The sequence below is a fragment of the Thalassomonas sp. RHCl1 genome (assembly GCF_947387555.1).
In the GTDB taxonomy this organism is placed as follows: Bacteria; Pseudomonadota; Gammaproteobacteria; order Enterobacterales; family Alteromonadaceae; genus Thalassomonas.
Map to the genome: position 1 here is coordinate 233,197 of NZ_CANDNZ010000007.1, position 24,655 is coordinate 257,851.

The 24,655-nt window shown below is 43.7% G+C and carries 19 protein-coding genes; 11 read left to right on the forward strand and 8 right to left on the reverse strand.

Going from position 1 to position 24,655, the window contains the following annotated elements; genetic code table 11:
* Window positions 1-29: 29 nt before the first annotated feature.
* Together QL234_RS20040 and cutA are read right to left on the reverse strand one after the other, a co-directional pair.
* The gene (locus QL234_RS20040) at window positions 30-1,883 is read right to left on the reverse strand and encodes a protein-disulfide reductase DsbD (protein WP_281559555.1); all 1,854 of its coding nucleotides are present in this window, start codon (window positions 1,881-1,883) and stop codon (window positions 30-32) included.
* The gene (gene cutA / locus QL234_RS20045; RefSeq protein ID WP_281559556.1) at window positions 1,880-2,200 is read right to left on the reverse strand and encodes a divalent-cation tolerance protein CutA; all 321 of its coding nucleotides are present in this window, start codon (window positions 2,198-2,200) and stop codon (window positions 1,880-1,882) included. The genes QL234_RS20040 and cutA overlap by 4 nt, the downstream gene beginning before the upstream one ends.
* A 220-nt stretch (window positions 2,201-2,420) precedes the next feature.
* Between cutA and QL234_RS20050 the strand changes: the two genes are divergently transcribed.
* From QL234_RS20050 to QL234_RS20070, 5 genes are all read left to right on the forward strand, one after another.
* The gene (locus QL234_RS20050; RefSeq protein WP_281559557.1) at window positions 2,421-2,936 is read left to right on the forward strand and encodes an FxsA family protein; all 516 of its coding nucleotides are present in this window, start codon (window positions 2,421-2,423) and stop codon (window positions 2,934-2,936) included.
* 99 nt (window positions 2,937-3,035) lie between these two features.
* Window positions 3,036-3,326 carry a co-chaperone GroES gene (locus QL234_RS20055; RefSeq protein WP_044838040.1) on the forward strand — a complete coding sequence of 97 codons (291 nt, stop codon included), beginning with the start codon at window positions 3,036-3,038 and terminating at the stop codon, window positions 3,324-3,326.
* A gap of 120 nt (window positions 3,327-3,446) precedes the next feature.
* Window positions 3,447-5,099 (forward strand): chaperonin GroEL, encoded by a 1,653-nt coding sequence (gene groL / locus QL234_RS20060; RefSeq protein ID WP_281559558.1) that lies wholly within the window; start codon window positions 3,447-3,449, stop codon window positions 5,097-5,099.
* Between the two features lie 362 nt (window positions 5,100-5,461).
* Complete coding sequence (locus tag QL234_RS20065) at window positions 5,462-5,605, forward strand: hypothetical protein (RefSeq protein WP_281559559.1); 144 nt, start codon at window positions 5,462-5,464, stop codon at window positions 5,603-5,605.
* A gap of 75 nt (window positions 5,606-5,680) precedes the next feature.
* On the forward strand, window positions 5,681-7,879 hold the full coding sequence (locus QL234_RS20070) for a transcriptional regulator (protein WP_281559560.1): 2,199 nt from the start codon (window positions 5,681-5,683) through the stop codon (window positions 7,877-7,879).
* 270 nt (window positions 7,880-8,149) lie between these two features.
* Here the strand turns inward: QL234_RS20070 and QL234_RS20075 are convergent, their stop codons facing one another.
* The 4 genes from QL234_RS20075 to QL234_RS20090 all read right to left on the reverse strand — a co-directional run bounded on the left by QL234_RS20075 (window position 8,150) and on the right by QL234_RS20090 (window position 14,211).
* Entirely contained in the window at window positions 8,150-9,343 is a 1,194-nt protein-coding gene (locus tag QL234_RS20075) for a serine hydrolase (RefSeq protein ID WP_281559561.1), read from the reverse strand.
* Window positions 9,344-9,838: 495 nt separating this feature from the next.
* Window positions 9,839-12,241 (reverse strand): ABC transporter permease, encoded by a 2,403-nt coding sequence (locus QL234_RS20080; RefSeq protein WP_281559562.1) that lies wholly within the window; start codon window positions 12,239-12,241, stop codon window positions 9,839-9,841.
* A 1-nt stretch (window position 12,242) separates the two neighbouring features.
* Window positions 12,243-12,944, reverse strand: coding sequence for an ABC transporter ATP-binding protein (locus QL234_RS20085; protein WP_281559563.1), 702 nt, complete (start codon window positions 12,942-12,944; stop codon window positions 12,243-12,245).
* Between the two features lie 10 nt (window positions 12,945-12,954).
* Complete coding sequence (locus tag QL234_RS20090) at window positions 12,955-14,211, reverse strand: HlyD family efflux transporter periplasmic adaptor subunit (protein WP_281559564.1); 1,257 nt, start codon at window positions 14,209-14,211, stop codon at window positions 12,955-12,957.
* 258 nt (window positions 14,212-14,469) lie between these two features.
* On the opposite strand from QL234_RS20090, the gene QL234_RS20095 reads away from it, so the two are divergent.
* A complete protein-coding gene (locus QL234_RS20095; RefSeq protein ID WP_281559565.1) occupies window positions 14,470-15,870 on the forward strand; it encodes a sigma-54 dependent transcriptional regulator in 1,401 nt (466 codons plus the stop codon).
* Between the two features lie 67 nt (window positions 15,871-15,937).
* A complete protein-coding gene (locus tag QL234_RS20100; RefSeq protein ID WP_281559566.1) occupies window positions 15,938-17,281 on the forward strand; it encodes an ATP-binding protein in 1,344 nt (447 codons plus the stop codon).
* Window positions 17,282-17,436: 155 nt separating this feature from the next.
* On the opposite strand, the gene QL234_RS20105 is transcribed toward QL234_RS20100, so the two are convergent.
* Complete coding sequence (locus QL234_RS20105; RefSeq protein WP_281559567.1) at window positions 17,437-19,245, reverse strand: PKD domain-containing protein; 1,809 nt, start codon at window positions 19,243-19,245, stop codon at window positions 17,437-17,439.
* A gap of 644 nt (window positions 19,246-19,889) precedes the next feature.
* On the opposite strand from QL234_RS20105, the gene QL234_RS20110 reads away from it, so the two are divergent.
* The 4 genes from QL234_RS20110 to QL234_RS20125 all read left to right on the forward strand — a co-directional run bounded on the left by QL234_RS20110 (window position 19,890) and on the right by QL234_RS20125 (window position 24,254).
* Complete coding sequence (locus QL234_RS20110) at window positions 19,890-20,609, forward strand: tetratricopeptide repeat protein (RefSeq protein ID WP_281559568.1); 720 nt, start codon at window positions 19,890-19,892, stop codon at window positions 20,607-20,609.
* A 278-nt stretch (window positions 20,610-20,887) separates the two neighbouring features.
* Window positions 20,888-23,023: a TonB-dependent receptor gene (locus QL234_RS20115; RefSeq protein WP_281559569.1), complete on the forward strand. Its 2,136-nt coding sequence runs from the start codon at window positions 20,888-20,890 to the stop codon at window positions 23,021-23,023.
* Window positions 23,024-23,037: 14 nt separating this feature from the next.
* Window positions 23,038-23,538: a thioredoxin fold domain-containing protein gene (locus tag QL234_RS20120; RefSeq protein WP_281559570.1), complete on the forward strand. Its 501-nt coding sequence runs from the start codon at window positions 23,038-23,040 to the stop codon at window positions 23,536-23,538.
* A 188-nt stretch (window positions 23,539-23,726) separates the two neighbouring features.
* A complete protein-coding gene (locus QL234_RS20125) occupies window positions 23,727-24,254 on the forward strand; it encodes a DUF3016 domain-containing protein (RefSeq protein WP_281559571.1) in 528 nt (175 codons plus the stop codon).
* A 22-nt stretch (window positions 24,255-24,276) separates the two neighbouring features.
* On the opposite strand, the gene QL234_RS20130 is transcribed toward QL234_RS20125, so the two are convergent.
* On the reverse strand, window positions 24,277-24,588 hold the full coding sequence (locus tag QL234_RS20130) for a hypothetical protein (protein ID WP_281559572.1): 312 nt from the start codon (window positions 24,586-24,588) through the stop codon (window positions 24,277-24,279).
* Window positions 24,589-24,655 lie beyond the last annotated feature (67 nt).

Consider the following 24,655-nt stretch of genomic DNA (forward strand, 5'->3'; position numbering starts at 1 on the left):
TTTTCACGGATAACAACTAAGCCGTGGCTTTAGCTGTTAAAAATGCTATTGACGTGTTCGGCAAACTCCACCGCTTCCATAAAGCCGGTGATCCTTTGCTGGCTTAGCTCATTGCCTTGTAAGTCAAAGAACAAAATAGAGGGTAAGCCAAAGACATTAAAATGTTCCATCAACTCTATGCTGGTATCTGTACCTGTATCTGTCAGGTCTATTTGTACCTTGAGGGTGTTGGCCAGGGCATTTTGCACTTCCGGTTTGGGGAAGGTGTATTTTTCAAATTCCTTACAGGCAATACACCAGTCGGCATAAAGATCGACCATCACGGTTTTCCCCTGGTCGTTTGCCAGCCTTACCACCTGGTTCAGTTCACTGAGGGTGTTTACCCGGGTAAACTCAGGCTCTTCCACATGGGCCAGATAGGTAGTGCTGTGTTGCGGGTAAATAAGCTGATAGGCCTTATTGGCGCCGAAAAACAGGGCAAGAAAGATTGCCAGGCTGCGTACGCCAAACCAGAATCCCGGAGTGGTGTCACGGTTGATAACATAAAAATAGCTGGCGCTTATCAGGATCAGCGTCGCCCATAATAACTGGGTGGCCATCTCAGGGATCAGGCGCTCTAACAGGAATACCGGCACAGCCAGCAGCAGCAGGCCAAAAATGTTTTTGATCACTGTCATCCAGTTACCGGCTTTAGGTAACAGTTTGCCGCCTGAGCTGCCAAGGACCAATAAAGGCAGACCCATACCTAAACTTAAGGCATATAAGGCGGAAGCACCTAAGGTGATATCACCCGTCTGGGAAATATACAGCAGGGCGCCGGTCAGCGGTGCCGTGGTGCAGGGAGAGGCCACTAACGCCGATATTGCCCCCATGGCCATCACGCCAAACGTTGAGCCGCCTTTTTGTTGGTTGCTTAAATTGTTGAGTTTATTTTGCCAGCTGCTGGGCAGGGCTAAATTAAACACGCCAAACATCGACAGTGCCAGGAAGATAAAGAGCACACTTAAGCCGATCAGCACATACGGGTGCTGGAACATGGCCTGGAATTGTGCCCCTGCCAGCGCCACCACTATGCCCAACAGGGTATAAGTGACCGCCATGCCCTGGACGTAAGCAAAAGATAAGGTAAAGGCATGCTTGTTGGTAAGCTTGTCACCCTGGCCGACTATGATGCCGGTTAAAATCGGATACATAGGGAAAACGCAGGGGGTGAAAGAAAGCAGCAGGCCGCCGATAAAGAATGCCGCCAGGGTCAGCCAGAGGTTATCTCCCTTAAGCATATCGGCCAGTTGGTATTGTTCGCTGTTATTGCTGCCAGCCTGCTCTTGGGCTTTCGCCGGGGTGTTTTTCTCTGATGTCAGCGCAGATAAGACTGCCTGTGAGGAATTACTGTTGTTGCCGTTACCATTGAGTTTGCTTTTGACGTAGGCAAGGGGCACCACCTGCTTGGTAGGGGGATAACATAAGCCTTTTTCGGCACAGCCCTGATAACGTATGGTGATATTGGCGCTGTCGGCTGCTTCTTCAATATCAAAGGTAAAATTAAGCGGTTCGGTAAATATCTGGGTGATACCGAAAAATTCGTCTTCGTGCTCTATTCCCTCGGGCAGTTCCGGTGCGCTGAATGTGGCATTGTCAGCGGAGAACTTAAACTGGTGGCGGTATAAATAGTAGCCATCGGCAATATTGAAGCTAACTTGTAATTTGTCATCTTTTTGGAAAAAATCGAAAACAAAGGCCTCTTCCACTTTCAGGAATTCGTCATCGTTGCTAAATAGCGATGACGCTGAAGTATCAAAGATGGAAGATTGTGCGCTAACGTCCTGGCTATAAAAAGACAGGCTGGTCAGCAGTAATAACAGGGAAATAGCTAGCTGTTTCATGAATTTTCTTTTAATGACTCAGTGATCCAGTTTAAATAATGTTTATCACCTTGCTGGATGTTCAAGGCGATAATTTCCGGAGTGTCGTAGGGATGCAAGCTGTTGATTTTCTCTTCCAGCATCGGATATTTATCCGAGGCTGTTTTGATCAATAGCTGCACTTCTGCGGCAAACTCTACATTACCTTGCCAGCGATAAACGGAAGTGACACCCGGCATGATATTAACACAGGCAGCCAGTTTATCTTCAACCAGGGCACGGCCGATAAGTTCGGCAACGCTGTTATCCGGGCAAGTACATAACACTAATAGATACATAATATTGAAAATTTATTTCATTAATGGCCAATATTCTACCTTTATTTGCTGTAAAAAAAACTTAAGCTTGCACAAATAAAGGGGAAAAATGTAAGTATTTTTTCATATTGCCGCCTATTGGCGGAGCAGGCGTCTTTTGCCCGGATTCATTGGTAAAAGGCTATTGAAAATAGCTTAACTGCCCATATATCCCCCTTACTGATTGTTGTTGGGAGTGCCAATGTTTCGCATCTTATTCTTATTATTTATTGCTGTACCTATCATAGAAATCATGGTGTTAATGCAGGTAGGCGCCTTTTTAGGCGCCTGGCCGACCATAGCTATTGTTGTTTTGACCGCCTGGTTCGGGGCGAAAAAAGTGCGTCAGCAAGGACTGGCGACCCTAAGTTCGGTGCAAACGAAAATGGCCCAGGGGCAGATGCCATCGGATGAAATTGTGGCCGGTGTGTTATTGCTGGTGTCCGGGGTATTATTGCTTACTCCGGGTTTTGTAACCGACTTTTTCGGTCTGGCTTTGCTGGTACCTCAGTTCAGACGGGCGCTGATCAAAGCGGTCCAGCAAAAAATTGTTGTCAGCCAGATGGCTCAGGGGGGCTTTAGCCATCAAAGCCAGCATTTTTCGCAAAGCCAGAGTTTCTCGCAAGGTCATGAGCAGGCTCCAGGCGGGGATTTCATCGAAAAATCAAAAGGGCAGAGTGGTCACACCCTGGAAGGGGATTTTGAGCGTAAAGATTAAAAAAATTACACTTTGCACTTGTGAAGTATTTTTTAATCCCCATCTTTGAATCAACCAATTTTGTTAAACCTTAAATATTTAAATTCTCAGGAGAGATAAATGAGCATTCGTCCATTACATGATCGCGTAATTGTAAAACGTAAAGAAGTAGAGTCTAAGTCTGCTGGCGGTATTGTTTTAACGGGTAGCGCTGCTGAAAAATCGACTCGTGGTGAAGTTGTTGCGGTAGGTAACGGCCGTATTTTAGAAAACGGCGAAGTACGTCCGTTAGATGTAAAAGTTGGCGACCAGGTAATTTTCAATGAAGGTTACGGCGTTAAAACAGAAAAAATTGATGGCGATGAAGTACTGATCCTGAGCGAGTCAGATATTCTGGCGATTGTCGAATAATCGTCGAAGAATAGCCGGGTAATTTTAACTCTACTGGCAACTAAACAAAGAATTTTAATCGAGATGTTGAGCCAAGACCTCCGTCTCACACATTAATTAAAAAATTACAGGAAAATAATAATGGCTGCAAAAGACGTTTTATTTGGAAATGACGCACGCGTAAAAATGTTAAACGGCGTAAATATTTTAGCCGACGCGGTAAAAGTGACTTTAGGCCCTAAAGGCCGCAATGTAGTGTTAGACAAAAGCTTTGGTGGTCCTTCCATCACTAAAGACGGTGTTTCCGTGGCAAAAGAAATCGAATTAGAAGATAAATTCGAAAACATGGGCGCACAAATGGTGAAAGAAGTTGCTTCTAAAGCCAATGACGAAGCGGGTGACGGTACCACTACTGCCACCGTTCTTGCTCAAGCCATCGTTAACGAAGGTTTAAAATCTATTGCCGCCGGCATGAACCCTATGGACCTGAAACGCGGTATCGACAAAGCCGTTACTGCTGCGGTAGAAGAGCTTAAAGGTCTTTCTCAGGAATGCTCTGATAACAAAGCTATCGAGCAGGTAGGTACCATTTCTGCCAACTCTGACAGCTCAGTAGGTGAAATTATCGCTACTGCTATGGATAAAGTAGGCACCGAAGGTGTTATTACCGTTGAAGAAGGTCAGGCATTAACTGACGAGCTGGACGTTGTTGAAGGTATGCAGTTCGACCGCGGTTACCTGTCTCCTTACTTCATCAACAACCAGGAAAGCGGTTCAGTTGAACTGGAAAACCCTTTCATCCTGTTGGTAGACAAGAAAGTTTCAAACATCCGTGAATTATTAACGACATTAGAAGGCGTTGCTAAAGCCGGTAAGCCGCTGCTTATTATTGCCGAAGATGTTGAAGGCGAAGCCTTAGCGACTTTAGTTGTTAACAACATGCGCGGTATCGTAAAAGTTGCTGCCGTTAAAGCACCAGGTTTCGGTGACCGTCGCAAGGCCATGTTACAAGACATCGCTATCTTAACTGCCGGTACCGTGATTTCTGAAGAAATCGGCATGGAACTGGAAAAAGCGACTTTAGAAGATTTAGGTCAGGCGAAACGTGTTGTTATCTCTAAAGACAACACCACTATCATCGACGGTATCGGTGAAGAAGCCGACATCCAAAACCGTGTAGCACAAATTCGCGGCCAGATTGAAGAGTCTTCTTCAGACTACGATAAAGAAAAACTGCAAGAGCGCTTAGCCAAATTGGCCGGCGGTGTTGCGGTGATCAAGATCGGTGCTGCTACCGAAATTGAAATGAAAGAGAAGAAAGCCCGCGTAGAAGACGCCCTACACGCAACCCGTGCCGCGGTTGAAGAAGGTGTTGTTGCCGGTGGTGGTGTTGCCCTGGTACGCGCAGCGGACAAAATCAAGTCGCTTGAAGGCAGCAACGAAGACCAGACGCACGGTATCAATGTAGCGATTCGCGCCATGGAAGCGCCGCTTCGTCAAATCGTCAACAACTGTGGTGATGAAGCCTCTGTTGTACTGAACGAAGTACGCAATGGTGAAGGTAACTTCGGTTACAACGCAGGTAACAGCACTTACGGCGATATGTTGGAAATGGGTATCCTGGATCCGACTAAAGTTACCCGTAGCGCATTACAGTTCGCTGCTTCAGTTGCCGGTTTAATGCTAACCACAGAAGCCATGGTAACCGATGCACCTGTGAAAGATGCTCCTGCGCCAGCTATGCCTGATATGGGCGGCATGGGCGGCATGGGCGGCATGGGCGGTATGATGTAAATAGAGTTTAACTCTAAAGCCCGTGGTTTAATCCATACAGCTGAAAGCCCGAATAGCAATATTCGGGCTTTTTTATTTGAGCTTCTTTTAAACTTAGATATTGGTGTTGGAAAACATTTACGGCTAATTTCTTCTACCCGTCAAGCTCCCACATTTTGATATCCTGCTGACTGTACTATGGTGACAACCAAGAGCTTTACTTATTTCTCTTTGAGAATATCTAGCTGAAAAATTGCTTTATCTATTTTCAGTGTCAGTCAAGCACTTGCGTCAAGCTTTAAAAAAGGCAAAAACACTAAAAGAATGACGAGTAAACCCTTTTTCATATTGATCTTTTCGTATAAGGTTTTACCTTGATTCGATTGAAAATGGAATTTAAACGAATAGAAAGGAGAATGCTTGAAGTGTTACTGATTGCTTGCTGTATTTTTGCCGATGTTGAAATACCTGTTACTTATCAATCGGCTGTAAGCGGAGCTAATGCTAAGGCAGATCTTTTTGTTTAAACTTACTTCTCGGCTCCTACTTTCATTAAGTTCCTGAGCAAATTAATGATGACGAGATAATGACTCAGAGGTTATATGTCAGCACAGTATTGGGTAGGTGATTTTTTTATCGATTTAACTCGCAATCAAATAACCCAGAAAACGCAATCTCAAACTATTCCACCGAAAGCTTTAGCGGTGTTAACTTACCTTGCCAAAAACGCCAATAAAGTCGTTAGTCATGATGAGTTACTATCAGCAGTGTGGCCTGACACTGTAGTAACACCAAATACCCTGCAAAGAAGCATCGCCCGATTAAGAAAAGCGCTCGGCGAAGGCAGCCAGTCCTACATTAAGACCCATGCTAAACAGGGTTATAGTCTGGAAGTTGAAGTTCGCTGGCAGGAATTAACGGACAGCGAATCGCTAATTACACAAGCTACTTTATCCACTGCGCCTACAGCTGAAGATGAAGCTGTTAAGGAAGATGCGGTTACAGAACCTCAAATTGAGAGAGCCGACTTAGCAAAGCCATCCGGATCGGTTTTAACGCTGAACTCTCCCCTTGTTGGCATAGTGATTCTCGGGCTTATTGCAATTGTGAGTTTTGTCGGGATTAAATCCCTGACACTAGCTCAACCCTCGAAATTAGCCTTTGCGGAATTACGTTCACTGACTACCACTGAGCACTCAGAGAGCAACGGCAACTATACACCGGACGGTCAATACATAGTTTTCAATCGCTTCCCTAAAGATTTGTGTGTTAATAATCTCTGGGCCAAAAACGTTAGCACCCAGGAAGAATTTCAACTGACAAAAAACTTGGGTTCTTTCGGTGCACATAGTTTTTCTAAAGACGGTAAAGAGTTGGTCGTTATTGAAAAGGAAGACTGCAATAAACCGATCACCCAGAAGCAATGTTATAAATTATCGAACCTGGATTTTCACAAAGCGCTTGAAACGCCTCAAACACCAAGTGTTCTGATGGAGTGTAAAAATTCAACCATTATGAGTCCTAAGTGGTTGAATAATAGCAATGTTGCTTTCTTGCAGGAGTTTTCAAGTCGTAGGCAATTGACCAGCTATTCAATTGCAGACAGCAAAAGTACTGTTATCCATAAACTGGACGAGGGCAACATAAACGACTTCGACTATTCATCTAAAGAAGACCTTATCGCATTAACCAGCACTCATAGCGACGGACAAAAATACATTGAAATACTCAAACCCGACGGCCAGCTGTTATCGAGTTATCAAATTAAATATCCGGAAGAAATTGCAAACTTAACAGACATCTCCCCCAATTTTATGCCGCAAAGTGGTCAACTTATTTTCAGCACCGGTCGACAGTTCTTTACCATTTCCTATGAAGGTAATATAACGAATATCAGTCTGCCCTTAGATGAACCCATGGGATCACCATTATTTCATCCAGATGGCAATCGAATGGTGACGACAAAGGCAATCTTCGATACTGATATTGCGAAATTGCCTTTGTCACAATTTGCCAATGCACAAGCAGAACAGGCGCAAAAGCAAAATGAAGCAATCAATAATTACTCAGTACTGCAACGCTCGATACGAATAGAACAACATGGTATTTTTCAGCCAAATGGAGGCTTAGTCGCATTCAGGTCCAGACGTTCCGGACAAGATCAACTATGGGTTACCGATGGCGCCAACTCACAACAACTTACAAATTTTCCGTTAGATACTCGTATTTATGGCATGAATTGGGCTATGGATGGTGCGAGCATTTTGGTTAATGCAAATAAAAAGCTGACTCAGGTCTTCTTGGACTCAAGTGCTAAACCCATCCCCTTAGTTCACTCTGTTGAGCAATTGTTCCAATGGGATAGTGAAGCTAATACCGCGTTAATGAATGTGCGTATCAAGGGGGTAATAAGACTTGTCGAATTCAACCTGAACAGTTCAGAGCTTAGGGTAATACATAATAACCAAGTCAATTGGGCACTCAAAACTGAAGACGGCCGATTAATTTATACCGATCAAATGGATCGATTCTGGCAGTCAGGCCCTGCCGAATACCAACTGATTGATGCACTGGACAATCAAGGAAGTGATAAACCATTCCTGGTAAAAAACAATGTCATTTATGGGATCAGTGATGAACTGCAATTGTGGTCATATGATCTGAATGAAAATGCATTTAAGATCCTGGGGAAAACACTTGATGACTTTGATTATTTAACAGACGTTAATCAGACCGATATTTTATTGACGGTTATGATCACCGGCAAAAAGGAAGTGGCGGAATTAATCTTAAGCGAATAGGGGCGTGCAAACAAAGCGGGTAGCGAGCTCTGCTACCATGAGTATTAAGTACCATCATTGCTTACTTAAGCTGAGCACTGCTTAAGCGTTTAATCATGTAAAGCCGGGCAGCTTGTATGCCCGGCTTTTTCGTTTGCAACGTGCAGATAACAGGGCCTGCTATGAGGTTAACTGCCAGGCCTGGTCGAAATGAATATACCTTTGTTACTCACAATTAATATAGCAAGTAGCAGAGCTATTGAAGCCTAAATAGCTATCCTCGTTGTTTCCTTAAAGAAACGCCGGTAGGATTGTTCCTGATACCTGAGCCATGATTTTGTCGTCCCCATCATGGCCGGTGATGGCTATGGTAAGGTCAAGTTCATCAACCACAATGATGCGTTGTCCGCCGCCGCCCCAGGCAAAGGTGGCATTATAGTTTTTATCACCGACTGCGATAGGCGTTTGATACCAGAAATAACCGTAACGGTAGCTATCAGGCATCCAGTCTTCAGTAGGCTTAACAAGCCCGCTGGTGGCCTTAGCGAGGTAATCTGCCGGAATAAGCTGTTTGCCGTTCCACTTGCCTTTGTTGAGGACCACGCTGCCCCACTTGAGCATGTCGCGAGACGTTATGCTCACCATCCAACCGGCTTGCGGCAGGCCACTCACGTGAGTCTGCCAGCTATAATTGCTGATGCCCAATTTATCGAGGATTTCATTTTTGATGAAATCCTTGGCGGTGCCGGGCACGACGGCGTCGATGACCGTCATCACCAACATTGGATTATGGTTGCCGTATAAATAGGTCTGAGATTCTGAGGTAATAGGTCCACTATGTTCAAGCAGGGTCTGAACCAGCCCCTGGCCCTTTAACGGCGCGGGATCTTTCTGAAGTTCTTCCCATTTATCACGACTGACGCTAAGCCCCCCGTGCATAGTCAATGCCTTATGGAGCGTGATTTTTTCTGCGCCCTCGGCAAGTTTTGTTGCGTCCAGATTTTTAAGAAAGCTAACCAGGGGTTTATCGAGATCGGCCATTGTCAGGTAGCCTAACTGGATAGCGCGGCCCAGTGCCAGGCTGGTTATGGCTTTAACGGCTGATGCTTGCGGGTGAGCCAGGTTGATGCGACCGCGCCGGTAGTAACTTTCAAACACCAGCTTGTCCTTGTGGGCGATCAGCAGGCTGTCGTAGCGGCCGTGCTTGCCATCACCGATCTCCTTAGCCAGTTTGACAATACCGGCCTTTTTTCCTGCATCTACGCCCAATTCTCCCACGGCAATAGCGCCGTTTCCGGGGGCAGGCGAGGTGTCGATATAAGCTTTTTCCAGTAGAGGAAGATCCCGGAATGAGAGCTCGGCCTCTTTGGCTGTGGCCTTCGGTGCAAGGCCAGTGTTTTTTTCTGCGCTTGCCGTAGTAATACTGCTGAAACTACTTAATAAAGCGACGACGAATAAGCTCTTAAATTTTATATTTATGGTCATATAACTCTCCTGTTGTTATCAACCACGCAAGGTCAGTGTAAACAGCGTACCTGGCGTTTGTTTTTCAAGTGAACTGAGAACGTCAAAGATAACGAATCGAAATTTAAATGCTTGAAATTCTAATGACGTTTAGCTGACTTCTTGCTGACTAATGGTTAGTGTTTATATATCAAGTGGTTACGCTGGTTGGTTTCGCGAGGATAAGAGGAGGGAGAGGTAAGTCTTTTCGTTTAGACTCATTTTCCTGCACCAGTTTGCAATCTGGTTAGGGATTGGTTGGCCGTTAAAGAGAAGTTTATTTTTTATAATTAATCCAGTAGGTGAACTGAAGTTTGTGTCCATTTTATTGGTTTTCTAATTGGCTTTATCTATGCCGGAGAAAGTGACTAAAGGTGACAATAAATATTTATCTTAACGGTAAGATTTAAGTAGTAAAGAGGCTAAGTGATAAACCATACTTGCCTCTTAAACACTTATTCTTTTGGATGTCAGCTGTTATTCATAACGTAATATTAACGAAGGTCTGGCACTGGCCGATTTAAAGCCCAGAACCGCAACGGTAAGCCAGGTGATCATCGCGATAATGCCTGCAGCCAGCAGATACACCCAAAGTACTTGTTTGATGCGGTCATTAAAGTTAGCTAACCAATCACCAACCAACCAATAACTTAATGGAAAAGCAATAATAATGCTTAGTGCTACCAGTAACAAAAACTCTTTTGCGAGCAGGTTGACAATACTCAGACGCGATGCCCCGAGCACTTTTCTCACGGCTACTTCTTTTTGGCGTCTTATGGTGGCAAAAGATGCCAAACCAAAAGTCCCTAAACAGGTAAGAAAAATAGCCAGCAGGCTAAAAATAGACACCATGTCTAATGCTCTGTGTTCGTTTTGGTGTGCATCAGCATAGTCTTGTGCGATTAAGCTGATTTGCACATCACTTAAATGCAACTCCTGGCGTACAATTTGCTGAATTTCTCGGCTTAACTGAGCCATATCGGCAGTATTTGCCTTAATAACCAGGTGACCTGTGGCATTAGTGTTAAACCCTAAGTTAAATGATACCGGTAATGCCTGTTGCCTGGCTGAGCCGATTTTAACATCTTCAACGACACCCACCACTTTAGCCGTTATTTTAAATCTGGGCTCTATCAGCAAAAGTCCAATAGCCGATTCCGGTGTTTGATAACCCGCCAATTCAACCATACGTCGACTGACCAAGACACCAAGGGTTGGATTATCTTCACCATTTTGAGCATACCAGTCACCGCTAAACTCAGGTGAAAAGTCTCTGCCTGCAATCAAGGTTAATCCCAGCGTTTCAGCGGCATAATAACCTGTGCCTACTGTCGGCTGGTAGCTATCTATTTTTTCACCATTGGGCCAGGTAAAATCAAAATTATATTCCATATCATTGGTCAGGTCGGTATTCGAAATCGTAACCTGTTCAACCCCGGGTACATTGCGAATTGCCGTCAATAAACTATTGTTATCCTTTTTATACAGGGCTTGGGTTGGCAGCTCTTTCACCACCAATCTTGATGACTTTGCATAGCCAACCGCCAGGCTATTTATCAAATTAATTTGCTGATAGAAAGAAATCGCCGCAATAATCAAACCTATAGATAAGGTTCCCTGCAGACACAAGGTTAATTTCCTGACAAAGATAGCCGTGCCGCCACGAACCAAGTCACCGCTAAGTACGCGTTTGGCACTAAAGGAAGCAATAAACAATGCGGGATAGAAGCCCGAAAGTAAGCCGACAGAAAAAATGACCACAACTGTCATCAGCATAAATTCTGAGCCGTATTGTAAACTCAGTTGTCTGTCCATCATTTGATTAAAATGTGGTAATGCAAACTCCACTAGGGTAAATGCCAATAAGCTGGCAAAAGTCACCACCAAAAGAGACTCTGTTAAGAATTGAGCAATGATTTGCCCTTTGCTTGCACCTAAGGCTTTACGCACGCCTACTTCTTTCGCACGTTTTGCCGATTGAGCAATATTAAGGTTGATAAAATTAATGCTGGCGACTAATACCAAAATCAGGCTTAGACCAATGCAAATTTGCAAGATTGACGATGAACCGGCTTTTTTCATAAAAAGAGGTCCTTGGCCTTCTAAGTGCATATCCTGCATATTGATTAACTTCATAGTAATGGCAGGGTTTGCGTTTTCGCCCCAGGACTCGTGTAATAACTCAGTAAATTGTTGCTCAAAACTTGCTATATCGGTATTTTTTACCAGTTTAAAATAGGCGAAACCATAACCATTTTGGCTAAACTTCACCGGCATTTGAATTAAACTGTCAAACTTAACATGGGTATTCTCCGGCAAGTCTTTAAAGACTGCGCCGATACGGTATTGGCCCTGATCAAAGTTTAAGCTTTGACCGACAACCTGAGTATCGCCAAAGATTCGATTAGCTTCCCGCTCACTTAATACCAATTGATTAGGTTGGCTTAATGCCTGTTCAATATCTCCTGCCACCGTTTCTAAATGGATAAAATTCAAGATATTATTCGTTACTGCATAAAAATTATTTAGCCGGTAATAATTGTCACCAAGCTGAACAAGTTCATGGACTCTTTCAGTAAGCATGCCGGCCTCAGCTAACCTGAATATCTCCTCTACCTGGCTATGGCTTGTTAATTTTTCCGCATTGCTGTATCCGGAACTTGCAATAACCTGTAAACCTGCGGACGTATAGTCGGTATGGGCAAGGTACACCCGCTCGCTGTCCGGCTGATGTTTATCATATGACAATTCGTGTTGAGCAAATAACGCCATTAAGATGGCCGCAGCGATACCTATGCTAAAACCAATAAGATTAAGAAAAAAATGCTGTTTATCCTTACTGATTGAGCGAAGTGCTGTTTTAATATAATTATTAAGCATATCAAGCGACCTCTGTTTTTAAGGAAGCATTATTCGCCTTGTCAATCATGATCTGGCCATCAAGTAAACGCACTAAACGATCGGCGTAATTCGCTTCTTTTTCTGAGTGAGTCACCATAATGACGGTGGTGCCTTCACGATTTAGTTCGCGTAACATGGTCATTACTTCATCACCATTTTTTGAATCTAAATTACCTGTCGGCTCATCGGCTAAAATCAACCTGGGGTTGATAACCAAAGCACGGGCGACAGCAACACGTTGCTGCTGGCCACCGGAAAGTTGCTGAGGCAGATGATCGGCTCTATGGTCAATGGCGACACGCTTTAATATGGTTTCCACTCGCTTTTTGCGCTCTGCTTTTGAAATCTTCAGGTATTGCAAAGGTAACTCTACATTTTCATATACCGTTAGCTCATCAATTAAATTAAAGCTTTGAAAAACAAAACCAATTGACGCTTTACGCAGTTCGGCTAATTTGTTCTCACTGAAACTGGCAATATCCTGGCCGGCAAATTCAAAGCTGCCCGAAGAGGGAGAATCAAGCATGCCCAATATTGAAAGCAGGGTCGATTTACCGCACCCTGAAGGGCCCATAATGGCAACAAATTCTCCTTCTTCGACACTAAGGTTAATGTTACTTAACGCTGTTGTTTCCAGATCTTGTGTACGAAAAACACGACTTAAGTTAGTTATTGTGATCATTATGATTTCCCTAATTTAATTGTAATTGTTGCGCGTTATCGAAGTTGCCGTAACTTGAGGTGATGACCTTGTCACCTAAATTTAAACCCGATAATACTTCAAAGTAGTGTTTATTTTTTTTACCTAAACGAATATTGCGGCGTTCGGCTTTGTCACCCGCTTGATTGAGCACATACACCCAATTTCCGCCGCTGCTGGCAAAAAAGCCGCCGCGACTGAGGAGTAAGGCGTTGTCTTTATTACCACCAAGCATCAACTCAACATCAATACTCTGGCCGCGTTTGATGTTGCCATCAGTCCTGGGTAAGTCGACCTCGATTTGAAACTGGGATTGATTGACCCGGCTGTCAATTTTACTGACCTTGGCTTGAATATCTCCCGTCTCCAGCTTGATCAAAACAACAGCGTCCAGCTGTACCTGATTCAAGTAAAATTCATCCAGGGCAATGGCCAGCTTGTAGTCATTTGGAATATCGATTTGCCCTAAGCGGGCACCCCGCTCTTTCGATTCGCCAATTTCGACATTAAGCTCGCTCAAATAACCTGCAACAGGCGCTTTAATTAACAGGTTTTCTAAATTTTTGCGGGCAAATTTTAAATTCTTATCGAGCATTACCGCGCTGTCTTTCAATTGTTTAATTTGTACCTGGCGGATACTGTTTTCCTGTTCTTGTCGCTCAATAGTGAGCTGTTTTCTCGACCGGTAATAGGCTAAATCACTTTTAAGCTCATCAAGTCTGTCTTTGGCAAGGGCGCCGGATGTCACTAAAGGTTCTGTCTGTTTTAAACGCCGCTCCAGGTGACTGATTTGCAGGTTTATTTCCAATAAGTCGCGACGCAAATTCAATCGACTGGTTTCCATGTTCATTTGTGTGTTGCGTAAAAAATTAAGCTGTTCAGTTACTTGTGCTTCACGCCCCATCACATCAAGTTGTAAGTTGGTGTTACGCAAACGCACTAACGGCTGTCCTTTTTCAACATAGGCTCCTTGCTCAACTAAACGTTGCTCAACTTGGCCTCCGGCAATGGTATCTAAGTAAATTGTTGTTTTTGGTACCACCTGCCCGCGTAAATTAAGCGCATCAACAAATGCCCCTTGTGTAACCGGACTCACGGTAATACTGCTAAGTGCTAACTTATGACTACGCCCGCCCGCAGCAGATTGACTAAAGCTATATACGGCAGTGGCAAGGCCAATGATCCCTGTAATCAAAAGCGCTTTTTTAAGATATTTTTGTAGTGGTGAACGGGTTATTTTTTTGTCCATAAAGACGGCTCCTCTCTATGCGTGCATTAAATGTCACGCAAACTGCTGCTACCAAGAAAACAAAACAACATTCATGCCAAGAGGTAAAACACAGTAAATACAAAGTGTTGGCTTGAAGTTGAACTTGGTTTTTATGATAAGGTGTCCGCCAATAGAACACTTAGTTTGAATATAGTGTCCATTTCTGGACGCAATCTTGTTAAGCTCTCCCAATAACATTGAGTTAGACCAGATATTCACAACAGAGAGACAGGTTGAATGAAACAGGAAGGTGCCATTTTAGTTGTAGATGATAATCCTGATATTTTAATCGCAGTAAAATTACTACTTAAACAATATTATCAAACGGTGATAACCACAGATAACCCCTTCGATATAGAAAAGCTTCTTAAAGAACAACAAATAGAAGTTATTTTACTTGATATGAATTTCAATCATGACGCAATAAGCGGTCAGGAAGGATTCTACTGGTTAAAGAAAATTATTAGCCAAGACCCTGCCGTTGTCGTGGTATTGATGACCGCATACAGCGATATTACGCTTGCCGTTGAAGCCATTAAGGCCGGAGCTGCCGACTTTATTGCCAAGCCGTGGAAAAATGAACAGCTACTGGGGGCTGTGGCTGCGGCTTTTTCTCATGCCAAAGACAAACAAAGGGTCAATAAACTCACTCGCCAAACTCAAGGCCTCAATCAAGCACTCAGTAATCAAAAATTTGAGTTTTTGGGACAGAGCCCTGCAATGCAAACGGTTTTTAACACCATTGAAAAAGCCGCGCAAACCGACGCTAATATTTTACTCACCGGTGAAAGCGGAACCGGCAAAGAGCTCGCCGCACACGCCATCCATATGGCGAGTAATAGAAGTGCTCACCCTTTTATTGGCTTAGATATGGGCTCGCTTGCCGAAAGTTTGTTTGAAAGTGAATTATTTGGCCATAAAAAAGGGGCTTTTACCGATGCTAAAGAAGATCGGGTAGGGCATTTTGAGCTTGCCCATGGCGGCACGTTATTTTTAGATGAATTAGCCAATTTACCCGCTCACCAACAAGCGACTTTATTGGCGGCATTACAGAACCGTCAAGTGACACCTGTGGGCAGTGTCAAGACCATAGATGTAGATATTCGACTGATCAGTGCAACCAATGAAAATTTACCGCAAGCGGTTCTCGATAACAGGTTCCGACAAGATCTCTTGTATCGTATTAATACCATTGAAATTCGCTTGCCGCCTCTAAGGGAGCGAGTTGAAGATATCCCATTGCTGACAGAATATTATCTTGATTATTTCAATCAGAAATATAAAAGAGCATTATCTATTGCCGCCAGCGACCTTGAGCTCCTTTGCCGTTACGCCTGGCCTGGCAATGTACGAGAGTTGGCACACTCTATTGAGCGAGCCGTTATCCTAAGTGACAGTGAATATGTGGATATTCGCGCAGTTATACCGGCAGATGCCTGTGAGCAGGCCAGTACGAAAATAAGCAATTTGGCTGCTGAACACAATAATAGTTACGATACTTTTGATCTGGAAATTTTAGAGCAACGGGCAGTCAGGGCGGCACTTAAATTCCATCAAGGCAATGTCACTCAGGCTGCTAAAGCATTAGGGCTAACACGAGGGGCTATGTATCGCCGATTGGAAAAGTATGGTTTATAACAAGCTAAATTCTTGGGCAAGGCTTAGGCGTGTACCATGAGTAAAACAACATAAAAGAATAGTGAACATGTACAACATCAGTCGACGACCCTTAATAATATTTACCAGCAACTTAGTTTTGCTAATAACTTGCGTAGTATTGCTGACCGGCATGTACATCAATGCCGGCATATCACCGGCCTGGTTATTGGTTTTAACATTATCGGCAAGCTTTACGGTCGCATTATTCTCACTTCTTAAAAGCCAGAATAAACAGCTGATACAAGTGATTAGAGCACTGGCTAATGGTGATAACACTTTAGGATTCGCCCCCCATCATCCGATGCGAGAGTATTACGACCAGGTTAAGCAACAAATGCAATCCGCACGATTTAAAGCTGAGCATCAAAGCGAGTTTTTAAAAGCCCTGTTAGTGCATATCGATCTTGCTGTACTTGTTTGTGATGGCAAAGGAAATATTGTTGAATCTAATCCGGCTGTCGCCCGGTTAATGGGAAAAAGTATCAAAAATCTAAGTGAATTGGAGCATATCGGCACTATGGTACTTGCTGCAGAAAAGAACCTGCGTAGCACGGTACAATGGTTATATGGTGAACAACAAGACACCTTAACGCTACAAGTCAGCATTGCCGAGATTCAAGGTAAAGAGCATAAAATTGTGACCTTACAATCAATTCACGAAATGCTGCTAAATAAAGAACAACAGGCCTATAAGCGATTAACACAAGTATTAACACATGAAGTTGCCAATACCATTACACCACTTGCCTCTATAGCGCAGACCTGTGAAGGGCTTATTCCGCAGCAGTTATGTTTTAGCGATGAAGAAAGTAAGCAAGATTTAAGTTTTGCGCTACATACACTGGCTTCCCGTACCCAATATTTAGGCGAGTTTATCACGAGTTTCAGGCAGATCAGTAGTTTACCCATGCCACAATTAGCCCCCGTTGCTATAGACACTATTTTGGATCGCATCCAAATGCTTCATCGCCAGCAGCTCAAAGAGAGCAACATAGCGTTAGCAATTGATATCCAATGCCGGCAACTGGTTATGTTGGACAGCGGGCAAATAGAACAAGTGCTCATTAACCTGGTTAAGAACGCCATTGAAGCATTAACTCTCTACTTTAACCAAGTAGAAAATATTGAGCATAATGGCGACAGCCAAGGAAAAATTAAACTCACAGTCGCCAAAAACGATGCACAACAACTGCTCGTTGAAATTACGGACAACGGCGCCGGTATTGGCAAGCATGTTATTGAAATGATTTTTGTGCCATTTTTTACCACTAAACAGCAAGGCTCGGGTATAGGGTTAAGCCTCTCCAGGCAAATTATGATCAACCATGGCGGTGATCTTGTGTATGTAACCAGGAGCCAAGGCGCTTGTTTTCGGTGTATATTTGGATAAAGTTACGGATTATAATCAAGATGGCTAAAGTCCGAGACTTAGCGAGAGTGAATACCTTGATAAAAAGCCCGAGCAAAAATGTTCGGGCTTTTGATTTACGCCTTGTGGTTACGCTACTAAAAGATAGTAGTTACAGCTGTACTAAATAGGTTTTTTTAAGGTTTACAGCTTATGTTTTTATATCCTTCTTCAACCGTTATTTTAAACTCACCATGATTATTAGACATATGAATATCATTTAAATTTAGATATAAAATTCCATCCTTATCCGCTTCAAATGACATGCATTCGCCAACGCTAAAGATGTCTCCCTCACGGCCTAATCTGCCGACCAGCAAACCAACATTTTCATATTTGTTTTCATGCATTAAGTAACTGTAATTATTCTGCCATTTGCTATAGCTAACGCCTTGTGGGCCTGCTTGTTTCGCTTTCTCTCCCAGGGTCATATGGCCTTGTGCTTTAATCCGGTAGGGCATCCCCTTGTTAAGCTTAATTCCCGTACTTTTCCAGTTTTGGCATGTTCCTTCATTTTGCAGTTTAAGTGTGTATGACTTCTTTCCAGCTGATTCTACAGCTTGGTTTGAAAAGTCCTTGCTACAGTCTGTGTTTAGTTTCATTGAACCCAGGGCAAAATTATTAAATCCAGCCTTTGCCGGCGCTGCAAGCGGCTGTAGTTTTAAATAATAATAGCGAGAGCCGATAGAGAATCTTCTTAAGGTTTCGATACCGTTTATTTTAAACTGCTCTCCAAATTCCAGTTTATGGGTTTCGTTGCCTGAGTTTGGCTCTTCTAAAAGCCTGAGATCTACTTTACGATCAAGGGGGTGCTTGGAGTACCAGGCAACTAAACCTGTATCTATAGCGCCATATCTGGTGATAGTTGTGACTTGGGGAGATAAGACTTTATATTGAAAATCAGGTTTCTCGACGTAAAAAGATAGCTTGGCTTTTTCACCTTTTATGTTTCCATCTCTTTTAATCTCTACAGAAACAGTGTAATTGCCAGGTTTTGCAATAAGAAATTTGACCTTTTCTCCTTCTTGTTCCTTTAATTCATCCTGATGCTTTTCGTTTTTTAATGTCCAGTGATAAGTATTCTTGCCATCTTTTGTGGCGAGGTTAGAGTCTTCAGCTGACAAATTGAGTTCATCATTAAGCTTGACTGGAAATCCGGAAAGGTTTGATATTTTTGCAATATAGAGGTTTTTAGGAGGCGTTTCGCTGCTTTTTTTCTTATCAGCTTCTTTTTTTAGATCGTTCTCCTTAATAACCACGGATGTAATTGCCTGGCTAACCTGGGAGCTTGAGCTTTTCACGGTTAATAAAACATAATATTCGCCACTTTGCTCAAACGAGTGTGAAAAAATATTATCTTGGCTAAATTCAGTTTGAATAACATCCATAACAGTCCATTGATAACTTAATTTTTCATCCGGAGGGGCTGTAGAGCCAATCGCGCTAAACAAAATTGAGTTGTCGACCTTCCTGTTATCCTTTGACGTTATCGTGGTTAATTTTGCTTCAGGGGGAGGGCTTTTAGCGGGGTTTATGACTTCAAAGGTTCGTTCATAGCTATCTATGTTGTCGTACTCATCTTTTACTGTTAGCTCTACCCGAACAATACCTGGTTTTGTAAACTTGTGATCAACCGTTTCAAATTTATTCTTTTTTTCGTCTTCTTTTTCGTCAGTGATCAGTTTCCAGCGATATTCTTTTATCTCACCTTCCGGATCAGGATCATAAGAGTCTCTGGCATCAAAAGTCGTAAACTTATTAACCACCACAGGTTCAGTAATCTTAAAGCTTGCTTTGGGATTTTTGTTAAAGAAAGTTTTTTCCAGAATGCTGGTCGAATGTTCGACTATGAAAGTAGGCACTGCTAAAACCAGTAGGCCGATAACTTGAATTTTCAGGTCTTTCCAGAAAGGCTTTTTGTGCTCTGAGCTTATATCATCCGTCATGTTAGGCCCTCTTTATCCATAAATTATTTTTATTTTTTAAATATCATATCGAAAGACAACGCATTAAACATCACCCTAAGGAGGATAGATAAAAGTTATTTTATTATCGATGGCCAAGGTAAGCTGCTCAAAGCGGGAGGTGAGCCCTGGCGGTATCTCAATGCTGCCAAATGTGAGCAGGCTGTTAACCCTGTCAACCATCCTGATTGGCCTAAGCTAGTTGAACCGGTAAATTTATTGGCGTTTTGTTAGTTTATCTTCGAAAAAAGTCCAGACTTTTACTTTATTGATAGGTAACAAGGGAAGTTTATAGCAATACGGAAGCATATTGGCTTGCTATGGCTGCGGACTAAGTGAAGCCCCCGTTTTTTTGTAAGTGATCCCTGTATTCTCAATAATAAATAGAAGGGAAGAAGGAATGCATTCAGCAAGCTGAGACGGATTACCGGGCTGCTTGCTGTATGGCTAAGTGTTAATGGTTAAAAGATAAGATCTAGCTTTTACATTGTTTTTGGCTGCTATGTTGAATAAATTTAAAAACAACATAGAGTTATAAAATATATTACCTTAGTTGCAAAGCGGGCGGCTGTGATTATTTGCTTTGCAGGGAAAATCTTCTGTTAGCAGACAAGGATGTTATTCAGGTGAGATGGAAATGGACTGCCCTTTGTTTATTCTTGATAAGCTCCTCCCATGCCAGTGTCTCAGGCGGTTTAACTCACCCAGGGCAAAAAGCTTTTGCTCAAGGTGAGGGTGCCGATCAAGCAAAAGACTATAAAACTGCCTTTAATTGGTACCTGAAAGCGGCTAAGTTGGGTCATGCCCAGGCCCAGTTTTACCTCGGTACTATGTATGAGTATGGCAGTGCTACCAAGCAGGATTACAGTCAAGCCTTACACTGGTATTTACAGGCCGCAGAGCAGGGCTATGCCGCTGCTCAAAATCGCCTGGGGCTGATGTATAACTTTGGACGGGGGGTTAAGCAGGATTATAAACAAGCGCTATCCTGGTATCAAAAAGCCGCACAGCAGGGTTTTGCCCGCGCTCAAAATCATTTAGGGGCCATGTACCATTTTGGCCGCGGGGTGAAGCAGGACCATAATCAAGCGGTTTATTGGTATCGAAAGGCCGCGCAGCAGGGCAATGTCTTGGCTCAGGATAATTTGGGCATGAAATACTTCCGTGGTGAAGGGGTGGCCAAAAACAATATTCAGGCTTATATCTGGTGCGGGGTAGCGGCAATGGGCGGAGATGATATGGCCTTTTTTCACAGGTATACTATCGGTAAGCATTTATCGGCAACTGAACTCAAAGAAGCGCAGGTTGAAATAGGTAAGCGCTATAATCGAATTTATAGGAAATAACCCGGCGGGTTTACCGGCACATCCGCTCAGGTAGCTTTAATCCTTTATCCGCTACTGATGAGAACCAGGCAAAACAACGGATATCAGTGACTTTTTCTTTGCCTGGAGTCTTAACAAGGTATCACCGTTCTTGCATGTTTCAACAACCTTCAAATTGTCATGATTTTCATAATGCCTGGTAAAACTTGATATCGATCAACCCAATACAAATGAGAATGATTTACATTGTCTCTCGTGTTTAATTTAGTGTTTTTTTCACATTTATAACAGGGTTGCCAATGAAAGTTTTATCTCCCTTATATCTTGCCATCGCAGCAAGTATCTCCTTAAGTACAACCACACAGGTCTTTGCAGAGGAGGTCGCTAAAGCTGATGATGAAATTGAAGTTATCCAGGTGCGTAGCTTCAGGCAAAAGCTGGATCAGGCAGGGAGATTAAAAGATGTTATTCAGCAAACTGAAATTTTAGATGCGTTAACCATAGAAAATAAGAATGCCTTAAGCCTTACGGCTGCCATTAACAATGAACCGGGTGTTAATGTCTCGAATGAATGCTCAATGTGTGGCGTTAAGCGTATTATGCTCAACGGCATGAAAGGTGAGCATACCACTATCCTGGTGGATGGTTTGCCTACCCATACCCTGATTTCAGGTTTTTATGCCGTCGATGCCATAGCAACCACAGGTGTTGACCGAATTGAAGTGGCGCGCGGCGCCGGGGCATCGCTGATAGCGCCGGAAGCGATTGGCGGCACGGTTAATATTATTACCAAAGAGGCGTACGAGAATACCGCCAGCTTTGATTTTGCCAAAGGCTCCCATGATTTTACCGCGATGAAAGGCATGGCCACAGGGATCTCTGAAGATGGTAAAACAGGGATGACCTTTATGGCGCAATATGACAAACAGGATCAGGAAGATCATGATGATAACGGAGTCAGTGAAGCGCCTTTCATTGAAAACTTATCTTTTACCAGCTTTTTAACCCAGGATCTGACCGATACCAGCAATGTCCAGGTGCGCATTTCTAAAGTGCAGTCTGAAATATTTGGCGGCCCCGTTATAGGTGATCAAGTCAGTTCCATTGGGGCGGCCATCTCGGGTTATGATCAACTTGAGTCCGGGCAATTATTTGAAAATGATGATGTTCGCAATCAATATATCGGCAAGCCCTGGGAAACTACCGAGTGGATCGATACCTCCCGTGATGAAGCCTATATCAAGTATCTCACCGAATTAAGTGACTATACCGTTGCAGAATTTGCCGTCAGCTATGCAAAACATGAGCAAGACTCTTTCTATGAAGGCATAGATTATCAAGCCGACGATACCATGTGGTATGCCCGCGCCAAGTTCGATATGGAATTCTCCGATGAGCACTTTATGACCTTTGGGATAGATACGCGCCGTGAAGAAATGCGCTCCTCTACCGAGGCATTGGAAGCGGTAGAGGCCTATCAAAGCGATGCCTTTGATTATGATACCAGTGGGATTTTCTTTCAGGATACCTGGACCCCCAGCGAAGAGATTGAAGTGGCGCTGGCGTTACGTGTTGACAGGGTGACTGCAGATTTTGTTGACCCTGAAAAGCCAGGCACTGAAATTGATGAAACCTTCTTTGCACCTCGGGTGGATATCCGCTATTTCCACAGCGATGAGATAACGTCCCGTTTTTCTACCGGGCGGGGTTATCGTGCGCCGCTGTCCTTCTTTGAAACCGACCACGGTATCTTAGATGCGGAATTAGGCTATCAAATTGCGATTGATGCTTTGGAAGAATCCCTGTCGGCAAGCTACTCCTTCAGTTACGATACCCAGGTCTTGGCGGTCACCGCATCACTTGCCCATTCAAGAGTTGATAATCTGGCCAGCCTGGTGGAAACGGCAGAAGGCGTACCTTTGCTTACACAACTAGATGACAGCGCGGCGGTGACAACATTTGATATTACTTTGGGTTACAACGTCACTGACAATTTCACCGTTAATGTTGGCCTTGAGAAGTTCAATTATGATAGTGCCTTTAAGTCTTCCTATGCCATTGCACCGGTAGAAGAGCGCGCCAGTGTTGAATTGCAATATGAAATGGACAACTTAAAAGTCTTCTGGTCAACGGTTTGGTTTGGAGAAAAAGACCTGAGTGATTACGGCTACCAAGGTTATAACAGACGTAATGACCCGAGCACAGTTAAAACGTTAACCGGTAAAGCATTTTCAACCTCTGATATCAAGGTACAGTATCAGTTGACCGAGCAGACAAAGGTCTACGCCGGTGTTTCTAACGTTTTTGAAGAAACCCAGATAGACAGCAGCGACAGCCCGTTGTTTTACGATGCCGACGGCGGTTATGATGTTGCCTACATCTACGGCGCCCTGCACGGCCGTGAAATGTATGCCGGTATAGAAATCAAATTGTAAGTTATCTATTGTCGATGATGAAAAGTAATATTCTCAACTGGCTGAAAATAATAGTGCTGATCTCTGTCAGCGCTATTATTGCCTCTGCCCGGGTTCAGGCGCTGCCATTTACCTTAAAATCGTTAAAACCTGCTCAAGAGTCGGTGATGCTTGAAAATAACGGTTTAGCAACCGTTGCCATGATTTACCAACCCGATTGCCCCTGGTGTAAAAAGCAGGGAAAGGCGCTGGCAAAAGCCTTTAAGCACTGCCAGTCTTCGGTGAATACTGCTTTGGTGGGCACCCGGGGCAATGACCGGCAGCTCAAAAAGGAGTTGAAGCATTACCATAAAGACATGCCGGCATATGCCGCCGATCGACAGTTTTTGCGGAAAATCGGGGGCTATCAAGCGTCACCAACCACCTTGATTTTTGACGGTAAAGGTGAGCTGGTTGCCAAAAAGCGTGGTTTTATACCGACAGACAAGTTGGCCAATGCGCTGCTTGTACTCAGCCAGGGAGCATGCCGGATATAGCGCTTGTTAAATGGATATATTGTCTTGCTAATTTCCGCCCACGCCGGAGCGTGATAAATCTATACAAAAAATTACAAATATCAGTGACTTTTTCCCTTTGTCTGTGGTCTTATATCATAGAAGTTTCATTGCTATGGCTTGTTCTGCTGACGTTACTCCGATAGCAACTTTAAATAAGGGATCTAACAATGAAAAAACATATAGGCTTGATTATTACCACGGGTGCTTTGTTACTGATGACATCAACGGCTTTGTCGACCGCCTTTGCCGCTGGCAGTGAGGTTAAATGGACGGAGCCGGAAAAATACCGGGATATCCGCCCCGGTGACGAGAACCGCAAGCGCTTTCAGGAGCGTACCTTTAAAGAGCTTGAGTTATATTTTGCCAAACTGGCCGCCAGGCTGCCGGAAAAACAGCAATTAAAAATTGAGGTTACCGATGTCGATCTGGCGGGAGATGTTCGCTTTGGCAGTCACCGGCAAATAAGGATCATTAAAGAAATTTATGCGCCGCGCATGACGTTTTCCTATCAGCTGTTTTCTGCCGATGAAACGCTGCTCAGCTCGGGTGAGGTGGATCTCAAAGACATGAGCTTTATGCGCGGCAGCCGCTTAAAGCATCGCAGTGAATCTTTTAACTATGAAAAAAATATGCTGGATGACTGGTTTGAAGAAACGTTTTCTCCTGTGGTAGCCGCTGCAACGCAAGGGGAATAAAGGCGTTTATTCCCCTGTGATGTTATTTACTGTGGCTGTTCTCAAACTGGCCGAGTACGGTAAATAACTGTTCTATTTGTTTGACTAAGGTCACCAGGGTTGGTTGATCCTGGTGCTCTTGCCAGTGCAGCAGGTTATCCGCCACTTCCTGGACATACGGCTGGAAAGTGTTGGCGGAGCATTTAAAGCCGGCATCTTTTTTAAAAATAGCCTCAAAACCGGCTTTTTTATGTTCCCGCAGATCCTGCAGCGTGGCATCTGCGGTCAGGGATTTTTTTAGGATAATAGAAATATTTTCGATGAGTTGTTGATTAACGTTTGCTGTTGCTGTCATATATCTTCACATTTTTCGCTGAGCGGCTGCTGGCGCCATTATTGGCTTATTATGCCAAATTAGATCA

Coding starts and splice junctions, on each gene's coding strand:
- QL234_RS20105 (WP_281559567.1), bottom strand. CDS start 19,245: ATGACGGATGATATAAGCTCAGAGCACAAAAAGCCTTTCTGGAAAGAC.
- QL234_RS20120 (WP_281559570.1), top strand. CDS start 23,038: ATGATGAAAAGTAATATTCTCAACTGGCTGAAAATAATAGTGCTGATC.
- QL234_RS20075 (WP_281559561.1), bottom strand. CDS start 9,343: ATGACCATAAATATAAAATTTAAGAGCTTATTCGTCGTCGCTTTATTA.
- QL234_RS20115 (WP_281559569.1), top strand. CDS start 20,888: ATGAAAGTTTTATCTCCCTTATATCTTGCCATCGCAGCAAGTATCTCC.
- QL234_RS20055 (WP_044838040.1), top strand. CDS start 3,036: ATGAGCATTCGTCCATTACATGATCGCGTAATTGTAAAACGTAAAGAA.
- QL234_RS20125 (WP_281559571.1), top strand. CDS start 23,727: ATGAAAAAACATATAGGCTTGATTATTACCACGGGTGCTTTGTTACTG.
- QL234_RS20050 (WP_281559557.1), top strand. CDS start 2,421: ATGTTTCGCATCTTATTCTTATTATTTATTGCTGTACCTATCATAGAA.
- QL234_RS20085 (WP_281559563.1), bottom strand. CDS start 12,944: ATGATCACAATAACTAACTTAAGTCGTGTTTTTCGTACACAAGATCTG.
- QL234_RS20080 (WP_281559562.1), bottom strand. CDS start 12,241: ATGCTTAATAATTATATTAAAACAGCACTTCGCTCAATCAGTAAGGAT.
- QL234_RS20040 (WP_281559555.1), bottom strand. CDS start 1,883: ATGAAACAGCTAGCTATTTCCCTGTTATTACTGCTGACCAGCCTGTCT.
- groL (WP_281559558.1), top strand. CDS start 3,447: ATGGCTGCAAAAGACGTTTTATTTGGAAATGACGCACGCGTAAAAATG.
- cutA (WP_281559556.1), bottom strand. CDS start 2,200: ATGTATCTATTAGTGTTATGTACTTGCCCGGATAACAGCGTTGCCGAA.
- QL234_RS20100 (WP_281559566.1), top strand. CDS start 15,938: ATGTACAACATCAGTCGACGACCCTTAATAATATTTACCAGCAACTTA.
- QL234_RS20095 (WP_281559565.1), top strand. CDS start 14,470: ATGAAACAGGAAGGTGCCATTTTAGTTGTAGATGATAATCCTGATATT.
- QL234_RS20070 (WP_281559560.1), top strand. CDS start 5,681: ATGTCAGCACAGTATTGGGTAGGTGATTTTTTTATCGATTTAACTCGC.
- QL234_RS20130 (WP_281559572.1), bottom strand. CDS start 24,588: ATGACAGCAACAGCAAACGTTAATCAACAACTCATCGAAAATATTTCT.
- QL234_RS20090 (WP_281559564.1), bottom strand. CDS start 14,211: ATGGACAAAAAAATAACCCGTTCACCACTACAAAAATATCTTAAAAAA.